1 protein-coding gene and 1 pseudogene are annotated in these 1881 nt (G+C 67.9%); both read right to left on the bottom strand.

Annotated features, from left to right (window positions below):
- The coding region (locus tag ACIA73_RS41905) for a 2-oxoacid:ferredoxin oxidoreductase subunit beta (RefSeq protein WP_399444277.1) at positions 1-1076 on the bottom strand (1076 nt) is incomplete at its 3' end.
- Positions 1069-1881: pseudogene (locus ACIA73_RS41900) on the bottom strand (2-oxoglutarate ferredoxin oxidoreductase subunit alpha); the annotation flags it as partial. The pseudogene ACIA73_RS41900 and the gene ACIA73_RS41905, both read right to left, overlap by 8 nt.

Below are 1881 nucleotides of genomic sequence, written 5' to 3'. Positions count from 1 at the left end.
GCGAGCAGTGCGCCGAGGTCGCCCTTGCCGTTCCGTTCGATCGCGGCGTCCAGTTGGTCGGACATCAAGGTGTCGTACACCGGGCGGTCGACGGAGCGGAAGACCCCGATCGGGGTGTGGTGCAGGGTGTCCGGGTCGGCGAGGCGCGAGAGTGCGAACGCTGTGGTCGGTGAGGCGTTGTGCGCGTCGTGGACCAGGATCTGTGACTGGTTGTCCTCGGTGACCGCGACCACTTTCAGATCGCCGCTCTGCGCATCGCGCACGACGCCCTTCGAACTGTCGGCGCCGAAGCGGATCTGTTCGCCGTGGGTGAGGCGGATCACCGCTTCCTGGGCCTGGTCCTTGTCCTTCAGTGCTTCGAAGGCGCCGTCGTTGAAGATGTTGCAGTTCTGGTAGATCTCCACCAGTGCGGTGCCCGGGTGGTCGGCGGCCTGGCGCAGTACCTCGGTGAGGTGTTTGCGGTCGGAGTCGACGGTGCGGGCGACGAAGGAGGCCTCGGCGCCGATCGCGAGGGACACCGGGTTGAAGGGGGCGTCGAGCGAGCCCATCGGCGTCGACTTGGTGATCTTGCCGACCTCGGAGGTGGGGCTGTACTGGCCCTTGGTGAGGCCGTAGATGCGGTTGTTGAACAGCAGGATCTTGAGGTTGACGTTGCGGCGCAGGGCGTGGATCAGGTGGTTGCCGCCGATGGAGAGGGCGTCGCCGTCACCGGTGACCACCCAGACGCTCAGGTCCCGCCTGGAGGAGGCGAGTCCGGTCGCGATGGCCGGGGCGCGGCCGTGGATGGAGTGCATCCCGTAGGTGTTCATGTAGTACGGGAAGCGGGAGGAGCAGCCGATTCCGGAGACGAAGACGATGTTCTCCTTCGCCAGCCCCAGCTCCGGCATGAAGCCCTGCACGGCGGCCAGTACCGCGTAGTCGCCGCAGCCCGGGCACCAGCGCACTTCCTGGTCGGACTTGAAGTCCTTCATGGACTGCTTGGTGTCGGCCTTGGGGACCAGCGACAGCAGCGTCTGGCCGGTGTGGCCGCCGTGGCCGCCTGGCCCGGTCTGGGGCTCGGTCGTCGTCTCAGTCATCGATGGCCTCCTTGAGGGCCGTGGCCAGTTGCTCGGCCTTGAACGGCATTCCGTTGACCTGGTTGTACGAGAGCGCGTCCACGAGGTATCTGGCCCTGATCAGCGTGGCGAGCTGACCTAGGTTCATCTCCGGGACGACCACCTTGTCGTAACGCCTCAGGACCTCTTCGAGGTTTTTCGGGAAGGGGTTGAGGTGACGCAGATGCGCCTGGGCGATGTGCTCGCCGTCGGTGCGCAGCCGCCGTACCGCCGCCGTGATCGGCCCGTACGTCGAGCCCCAGCCGAGCACCAGGGTGCGGGCGCCGTCGGGGTCGTCGACTTCGAGGTCCGGGACGGCGATGCCGTCGATCTTGGCCTGGCGGGTGCGGACCATGAAGTCGTGGTTGGCCGGGTCGTAGGAGATGTTGCCCGTGCCGTCCTGCTTCTCGATGCCGCCGATGCGGTGTTCGAGGCCCGGGGTGCCGGGGACGGCCCAGGGGCGGGCCAGCGTCTGCGGGTCGCGCTTGTACGGCCAGAAGACCTCGGTGCCGTCGGCCAGTTCGTGGTTGGGGCCGGTCGCGAACTGCACGCGCAGGTCCGGGAGTTCATCGACCTCCGGGATCCGCCACGGCTCGGAGCCGTTGGCCAGGTATCCGTCGGAGAGCAGGAAGACCGGGGTGCGGTACGTCAGCGCGATGCGTGCCGCGTCGATCGCCGCGTCGAAGCAGTCGGCCGGGGTGCGCGGCGCGACGACCGGAACCGGCGCCTCGCCGTTGCGCCCGTACATGGCCTGCAACAGGTCGGCCTGCTCGGTCTTGGTCGGCAG

The sequence above is a fragment of the Streptomyces sp. NPDC051561 genome (genome assembly GCF_044454195.1).
GTDB lineage: Bacteria > Actinomycetota > Actinomycetes > Streptomycetales > Streptomycetaceae > Streptomyces.
This window is presented reverse-complemented; position numbering and strand designations above follow the sequence as displayed.